Here is a 7950-nt window from a genome sequence, read left to right on the forward strand (position 1 = left end):
GGCTGGGCTCCCCCGCCACGCGATCCGGCGCAGAAGAGTGTGATCGGAGCGTTGTTCGACCTGAACTTCGACCACCTGATCACCACCAGGGTCGTCAAGGTCGTCTACGTGATCACACTCCTTCCGATCACGCTGGTGGCGCTCCTGCTGGCGGGGTACGGGTTTGAGTGGATCGCCCAAGATGCGGGCTTCTTCGGAATCATGATGATCGTCACGGCTCCGGTCCTGTGGATCACTCAGGTGCTGGTGGTCCGGATCCTCATGGAGTTCGTGGTCAACCAGTTCAAGATCAGCGAGTACCTGCGGGTCATCAAGGACAAGAAGTAGACGGAGCTGCTGGTGGGCGAGTTCGGCGGGAGCGGTCCCGGTGGCGGGCCTCCACCGGGGGACGCGCCGCGCGACACGCGGCGGGACGCGGGCGCGACGCGGCGCGACGCGCGGGTCCCCGGTCCGCGTTCGGCGTCGGAGACGTGGCGGGACGGGGAGGCGTCCGGAGATCCGCTGATGCGGCTCCCGGCGGTGCTCGGCGAGCGGTACGAGGCGGTCGCCGAGCTGCCGGTGCAGGGCGCCGAGTCGGACCTGCTGCTGGTGCGCGACGCGCACGGCGACGAGTACGTCGCCAAGATCTTCCGCCGCGGCTACCGCGCGGACCGGGAGGTGTGGGCGAAGCTGCCCGAGCTGGACTCCCCCCACGTGCTGCGGATCCTGGAGACCGGGCACGCGGACGGGCGCGACTACGAGGTGGCCGCCTACGCTCCGGACGGCAACCTGCGAGGGCTGATGGAGGAGGGCCCGCCGCCGGCCGGGACGGCCGGTGAGATCGCGGCGCAGCTCTCGGCCGGTCTGACGGCGCTGCACCGGGCGGGCATCGTCCATCGCGACCTGAAGCCGGAGAACGTCCTGGTGCTGGCGGCCGACCCGCTGCGGCTGGCGATCGCCGACTTCGGGCTGAGCAAGGTGCTCGACCAGAGCATGGTGTTCGCCTCGTCGTCGCGGACGCTGGCCTACGCGGCGCCGGAGTCGCTGTCGGGCCAGGTGTCGCCCGCCCGCGACTGGTGGTCGCTCGGCATGATCGTCCGGGAGCTGGCCACGGGCCGCGCCCCGTTCGAGGGGCTGAGCGAGACCGTCGTCGTCGACCACCTGGCCACCCGCCCGGTGAGCGCGGACGACGTCGCCGACCCGCGGCTGCGGCTGCTGTGCCAGGGCCTGCTGACCCGCGACCCGCGCAGAAGATGGACGGGCGAGCAGGTCGGCGCGTGGCTGGAGGGCGGGTCACCGCCGGTCGCCGAGGAGAGCATCGAGGCCGAGGCGGGCACCGGGCTTCCGTTCCGGGGACACCGCTACACCCGGCGGGACGAGCTGGCGCGGGCGCTCGTCGAGAACTGGGACCACGCCGCACGCTACTTCTTCGGGAGCGGGGAGTCGGGCGAGGCGTGGCGGAGCCTGCGCGCCTGGCTCGCGGAGATTCCGGACGACAGCCGCATCGGGCTCGTCGACGGCTACCTGATGACGGCCCTGCCCCCGGACGTGAAGCTGCTGCACCTGGTGCGGTGGCTCGATCCGGCGCTCCCCCCGCACCTGCTCGGACGGCGGGTGACCGCCGGCGACCTGCCCGGCCTCGCCGTCCTGGCCGACGATCGCGCCCATGCCGACCATCGCATCGCCTGCCTCATCGGCCGGGCGCTCTGGGAGCACCAGCTGCTGCACGTCCTGGCCGGTTTCGAGGCCGGCGAGGACCTGACCCGGATCGACGACCAGTGGCGTGCCCACGTACCGGCCTGGAACGACCTGGCGGGCTGGCTGCGCGGGCAGGACGGGATGCCGCAGGGGCTCGCGCGGCGGCTGCCCGACGCCGGGGCCGAGGAACCGCCGGTCGTCCTGCTCACGCTGCTGGCGCTGGCGGCACGTCCCGCGGAGACGCAGCGGCTGCTCGCCGAGGGGGCGGCGCGGGCGCGCGAGTCGATCGCCGAGCCGGTGCCGTGGTTCACATGGCTGGCGGACGGCGCGGGCGACGATCCGCTGCGGCTCCTCGCGGTGACGCTCGCCGCGCCCGAGGCCGTGGTGGAGACCGAGGCGCGGGAGCGCGACCGGACCACCGCGCGGCAGCGGGACGAGGCGCTCCGCGCGCACTGGGAGGAGCGGGAGCGGGAGCGGCTCGCCGGGCGCGGCCCGGCGATGGCGCGGGCCGTGCTCTGGACGCTGCCGCTCCTGTTCTTCTGGCTTCTCGGAAGCCGGGTCGTGGCCTCGCTGTTCGGCGGCGGTGACGACAGGGGGACGGCGTCGGTGGGACAGCAGTCGTCCTCTTCGGGCCTCTCGTTCGGCGTCCTGGCCGTTCTCTCCGCGCTCGCCTGGGCGGTGCACTGCGGCAGCGAGGTCTTCCTGGCACGCGCGCAGGGCAAGGACTATCTGCCGCACGGACCGTGGTCGATGATCGCCACCTTCCTCGGCACGAGCGGCCGCGGCCTGTCGCAGGCGTCCCGGACGATGACGGGTGCGGCGCGGAACACCGGGCGGCGCGGGTGCGGGTTCCTGCTGCTCGCCGGGACGATCCCCCTGCTGCTCCTCCTGCTCCTGTTCGGCGCGCTGTCGTCCATCGCGAGCATGATGTGGCTCCTGCTCCTCATCGTCGGCCCCGCCGCGCACGCCGTGGGGGCGGGCGTCCGGCTGCACGGCTGGCGCCAGAAGCGCACGATCGGAGGATCCACGATCGGAGGACCTACGTGAGCAGCGGAATCGAGGCGGACGTCGTCCTGGACGCCGCCGTAGTGCTCAGCCTGGGCATGAACCGCGTTCTCGGACATGGCGCGGGGCTGGCCGGCCGGGGCGCGGAGGCGCTCGCCGCGCTCGCCGAGGGACGCGCGGAGGCGCGGGCGGCGGCGCTGGCCGAGGTCGAGTCCCACGAGCGGGCCCTCCGGGAGGTCGTGGAGCGCAACGCGCGCATCGCGGCGCTGGCCGAGACCGGCGCGAAGATCGGCGCGGAGGTCGCGCTTCCCGAGCGGCTCCAGCCCGGCGAGCGGTCCGCCGCCGAGCTGGCCGCCTGGTGCGCCGCCACCGACCCCCTGCTGGACGAGGCGGAACGGAGCCTGTCGGAGCATCTCGCCGCCCAGGTCGCCTCGCAGGTCTTCACGGCTCCCGCCGAAGGGCTCACGGCCGACACCGAGCGCAGCGCGCCGCCACCGCCGCGGAGCGGCGAAGTCCAGCGGAACGACGTCCGCGAGAACCTGGAAAGGATCATGGCGCGGCTGCTGCCGGACGTGGCCGAGGCGGAGCGGAGCGACGTCGCCGAGGCGGCCGGGCTGCTCGCCGGGATCGGGACCGCCGAGGAGGCCGAGGGCGTCCTGCAGGAGGTGCGGCTGCGGATCCAGGCCGCCAACCGCAGGACCGAGGAGGAGCGGGAGCGGGAGCGGGAGCGGGCGGCCGAGCGCGACGCCGCGGAGCAGGCCGAGGCCGAGCGCCGCTACGTCCTCGACTCGATCACCGCGGCGTTCGAGGACATGGGCTACGAGGTCCAGGCCGGATTCGAGACGTTGACGGCCGAGGACGGCACCATGACGCTGACGAAGGGCGGCTGGCCCGACCACAGCGTCCGGATGCGGGTCGACGGCGCCGCGCACGTCCGGGCGTCGATGGTGCGCGAGCGGCCCGCGGAGAGCGAGGACGACCGGCGGGTGGACGTGGAGCGCGAGCAGGAGTGGTGCGAGGCGTTCGAGGCCGCCCGGGACCGCCTGCGGGACGCCGGGATCCGCTCGGACGTGGCGTGGCGGCTGGACCCGGGGGTGCGCGAACTGCCGGTTTCGGCCAGGTCAGGGCAGACTAGGGGCCGTGCAGGCCAACGCGAACGCCACCGCGAGCGTCATACGTGACGTGCCGGAGTCGCGGGGGGCGCGTGATCGTAGCGGAGTGGAGCACTCAGATGAGCGGAGCGAACCGGGGGGTGTGGGGAGCCGTCCCCTCACAGGGGAGCATGTATGAGCATTGAATCGCCGACTCTCGGGGGGCGGCTGCAGGGGTGGCCGCCGTTCATCCGGGAGCTGGACGCGACCCTTTCGGTGCACTCCCAGTACGTCCTGTCGGGCAACCTGCACGACAGCTTCCTCACGCCGTCGGCGGAGGGCGGCGGGCACGGTCAGCTGCTGCCGCTTCGCTCCCTGCTGTGGGAGACGCTGCGCTCCAGCGGCGCCTCCTTCATGGCGGTCTACGACTCGGTCGACGGGCTGCAGATCCTCCCCGCCGCCGGAGAACCGGCGGGCGCCGAGTCGGCGCAGGAGGCCGAGCGGCTGCTCGGCAAGACCAAGCCGGACGACAAGCCGTCCCTGGAGGCCCTGACCCGGCTCCTCGACGCGGTGGCCCGGCCGAAGGAGAACGTCCGCGCCGCCTTCGTGATCGACGGCGCGTCGCGGATCGCCCGAACCCCGACGGATCTGGAGCCGGCCGAACGCGACTTCTTCCGGTTCTGCGCGAAGCTGTCGCGCAAGGCCCGGCCGGTCCGGGTGAAGGGCCCGCGGCCGAAGCCCCTCTACAACCCGATCGTGTGGCTGGTGGAGCGGCCCGGCGACCTGCCTCCGTGGCTGACGGCCGACAACGAGACGATCCGCGAGATCACGATCCCGCGCCCGCACCTCGGCGACCGGCAGGAGACCGCGCGGCTGCTCGCCCGCGCGTTCGGGGTCAGCGACGTCGGGGCGGACGAGGTCGCCGCGGCGGCGTGCGACGCGTTCGCCGAGCAGGCCGACGGCCTCACCCTCCAGTCGATGATCGAGGTGACGCGGCTGGCCAAGGAGCGCAACGTCGACCTGGCCGACCTGCCGGACGCGGTCCGCACCTACAAGCTCGGCGTGCTCGACAACCCGTGGAGCCGGGGCCATCTGCGGCGCCGCGTGCTGGACGGGGAGAAGAACGTCCCGGAGCGGGTGATCGGGCAGCCGCAGGCCGTCACCAAGACCCTGGACATCCTCAAGCGGGCGGTGCTCGGCCTGTCGGGCGCGCAGGCGACCCGGTCCGGCAGCCGCCCGCGCGGCGTGCTGTTCTTCGCGGGCCCGACCGGCACCGGCAAGACGGAGCTGGCCAAGGCGATCTCCGAGCTGGTCTTCGGGGACGAGTCCGCCTACCTGCGCTTCGACATGAGCGAGTTCTCCGGCGAGGGCTCCGGCGACCGGCTGATCGGGTCCCCGCCCGGGTACGTGGGCCACGAGGCGGGCGGGGAGCTGACCAACGCCGTCCGCGAGGACCCGTTCCGGGTCATCCTCTTCGACGAGATCGAGAAGGCGCATCCGCGGATCCTCGACAAGTTCCTGCAGATCCTGGAGGACGGCCGGCTCACCGACGGGCGCGGGAACACCGTGCACTTCTCCGAGTCGATCCTGATCTTCACCTCGAACCTCGGGATGTTCGTCCCGGGACGGGACCTGACGACCCTGGACGCGGTCCCGCACGCCTCGGCGGACCGCGGTTCCGGCGACAGGGTGCAGAACATCACACCGGGGATGTCGTACGAGGAGATCCAGCAGCGCATCAAGGGCGCCGTCGCCGTCCATTTCACCGAGGTCCTCAACCGGCCCGAGCTGCTCAACAGGTTCGGCGACAACATCGTGGTGTTCGACTTCATCTCCGGCGAGGCCGCGCACAAGATCTTCGACCTGCAGTTCGCGAACATCTGCCGCCGGGTCACCGACGAGCACCGGCTCGTCCTCGCGGTGAAGAGCGAGGCGCTGGCGACGCTCCGCGAGTGGTGCACGGAGGAGCTGGACAAGGGCGGGCGCGGCATCGGCATGGCGCTGGAGTCGTACTTCGTCAACCCGCTGGCGCGCGCGCTGTTCGACCGGGAGCTCACACCGGACGAGAAGATCACCGTGACGGCGATCCGTCGCGAGGGCAGCATCGTCCACCTGGATCTCACATGACCTCTGGGCGGCCGACGGCCGGGGACGGCCCGGCGGAGACGCTGCTCCTCGCCAAGGCGCACTACCCGGTGACCACACTCGGCCCCGGAACCCGCGCGGGCATCTGGACGCAGGGCTGCACGCTGCACTGCAACGGCTGCCTGTCGCGGGACACGTGGGCCGCCGACCCGGGCCGGGCCGTCCCCGTCGACGCCGTCCTCGGCTGGCTGGACACCCTGCCGGGGCCGGTCGACGGGGTGACCGTTTCCGGTGGTGAGCCGTTCCAGCAGCCGGCCGCGCTGGCGGCTCTGCTGAAGGGAATCCACGCGTGGCGAGAGGACCGCGACCGTGAGACGATTGCGTTGGACATATTGGTCTACAGCGGATATGTCTACTCTCGGCTCGCCCGTACCGGTGAGACGCGCGAGATCCTGGACATGTGCGATGCCGTGATCACGGGGCCGTACGTCGACCGGCTCAACCCTGAGGGGCGACACTCCGAGGGTGGCTCTCTACTCTGGAGAGGGTCGGCCAACCAACGCGTCGTGCCACTGTCCCCCTTGGGACGTGAGCGGTACGGGGCACTGGCCGGCATCGGGAAGACTGGAGAAGATACAGGGCCCCGAGTACAGGTGTCCGTGGACGAAGGGCCGGAGGGAAGGCGGGTGTACTACATCGGGATCCCGCGAAGGGGTGACATGGAGCACCTCACGTCGAGGCTCGACCGCGCCGGGGTGCGCTCGGGGGATGTGTCATGGCGACCTTGAACTGTCCTGTCTGTGACGAGCCGTTCCAGCCGGGCGATCTGCTCTGCATGAGCTGCGGGGCGAACCTGGCCCGCGCCGGCGGCGCCCACCGGCAGGCGCCGGGCGGATACGACAACCAGCAGCAGGGGTACCCGCCGCAGGGGCCGCAGCAGGGCGGCCAGCAGTACGGCGCCCCGCAGCAGCACGGCCAGCCGTACCAGCAGGCGCCGCAGCAGCACGACCCCTACCAGCAGCAGGCCCCCCACCAGCAGCCGGGCCCGCCCGGCCCGTCGCAGGACCCGTGGGGCCCGCCGCAACAGCAGCCGCCGGGCCAGCAGCCGGACCCGTGGGGCCCGCCCATGCCCGACCAACCCCAGCACGGGCAACCCCAGCACGGGCAACCCCAGCACGGGCAACCCCAGCACGGGCAGCCGCAGTACGGCCAGCCGCAGAACCAGCAGCAAGGGGGGCAGCCCCAGCACGGCGGCCAGCCGCCGATGCCGCAGCAGCAGCCGCCCGGGGACCCGTGGGGCGTGCCCCAGCAGCCGCAGCAGCAGGACCCTTGGGGCGGACCTCAGGCGCCGCAGCAGCAGCCTCCGATGCCGGACCAGTACCAGCAGCCGCAGGACCAGCAGTACGCGCCGCCGCAGGACCAGTACCAGCAGCGCGAACCGCAGTACCAGCCGCAGGACCAGTACGGGATGCCGCAGCCCGGTCCGGGCGACCAGGGGTTCGGTCCGCCGCCCCAGCAGCACGCGCCTCAGCACGGGCCTCCGCACGGGGGCGGCCAGTCACCGATGCCGCCGCCGCACGGCCGCGAGGCCACGCTGCTGCCCCCGGACCAGAACCAGGGCCAGCAGCGGCCGCCCGGCTCGCCCGACAGCACGGCGTTCATGTGCCCGTACTGCGAGGCGGTGCTGACCAACCCGGCCGCCGCGCAGTGCGACTCGTGCCTGCGCCCCCTGCCGCAGCAGGGCACGCCCATCCTGCGCGTGATGTTCCCCACGGGCGAGCTGAAGGTCTCCGTCGGGCAGCACCTGGTGCTCGGCCGGGACGCCGGCCAGTCGCCGGTGGCGTCCACGTTCACGCAGTACGACAACGTGTCGCGGCGCCACTCGACGGTGTGGCTCGATCCGTCGGGGACGGCGTGGGTGCGTGACGAGGGCTCCACCAACGGGACGTTCGTCAACGGCGAACGGCTCCCCCGCGGCGTGGAGGCCCCCCTCCGCAACGGTGACCAGCTCCGCCTGGCCGCCGATGTCACCGGGACCGTCCAGCTCTGAATCCGAGCAGCACGTAAAGGGCGGCCCCGCGGTTCCGGGAAC

At 72.8% G+C, this 7950-nt stretch carries 6 protein-coding genes; all 6 read left to right on the plus strand.

Annotation, left to right across the window (positions count from 1 at the left end):
* Positions 1-327 (plus strand): DUF4282 domain-containing protein (locus E1281_RS34325; protein WP_131883879.1); only part of this gene is annotated, 327 nt, incomplete at its 5' end.
* A gap of 12 nt (positions 328-339) precedes the next feature.
* Positions 340-2724 (plus strand): serine/threonine-protein kinase, encoded by a 2385-nt coding sequence (locus tag E1281_RS34330; RefSeq protein ID WP_131883880.1) that lies wholly within the window; start codon positions 340-342, stop codon positions 2722-2724.
* Entirely contained in the window at positions 2721-3863 is a 1143-nt protein-coding gene (locus tag E1281_RS34335) for a response regulator receiver protein (RefSeq protein WP_131883881.1), read from the plus strand. Before E1281_RS34330 ends, E1281_RS34335 begins: the two co-directional genes overlap by 4 nt.
* Before the next feature lie 105 nt (positions 3864-3968).
* Positions 3969-5900 (plus strand): AAA family ATPase, encoded by a 1932-nt coding sequence (locus E1281_RS34340; RefSeq protein WP_131883882.1) that lies wholly within the window; start codon positions 3969-3971, stop codon positions 5898-5900.
* Positions 5897-6646 carry a 4Fe-4S single cluster domain-containing protein gene (locus tag E1281_RS34345; RefSeq protein ID WP_131883883.1) on the plus strand — a complete coding sequence of 250 codons (750 nt, stop codon included), beginning with the start codon at positions 5897-5899 and terminating at the stop codon, positions 6644-6646. The genes E1281_RS34340 and E1281_RS34345 overlap by 4 nt, the downstream gene beginning before the upstream one ends.
* Positions 6634-7908, plus strand: coding sequence for an FHA domain-containing protein (locus tag E1281_RS34350; RefSeq protein ID WP_131883884.1), 1275 nt, complete (start codon positions 6634-6636; stop codon positions 7906-7908). Before E1281_RS34345 ends, E1281_RS34350 begins: the two co-directional genes overlap by 13 nt.
* Positions 7909-7950: the final 42 nt, after the last annotated feature.

It is taken from the genome of Actinomadura sp. KC345 (assembly GCF_004348515.1).
Classification (GTDB): domain Bacteria; phylum Actinomycetota; class Actinomycetes; order Streptosporangiales; family Streptosporangiaceae; genus Spirillospora.

What these genes read in the sequence shown, in the direction of transcription:
- E1281_RS34340 (WP_131883882.1), top strand. Translation starts at nt 3,969, where the DNA reads ATGAGCATTGAATCGCCGACTCTCGGGGGGCGGCTGCAGGGGTGGCCG.
- E1281_RS34345 (WP_131883883.1), top strand. Translation starts at nt 5,897, where the DNA reads ATGACCTCTGGGCGGCCGACGGCCGGGGACGGCCCGGCGGAGACGCTG.
- E1281_RS34350 (WP_131883884.1), top strand. Translation starts at nt 6,634, where the DNA reads ATGGCGACCTTGAACTGTCCTGTCTGTGACGAGCCGTTCCAGCCGGGC.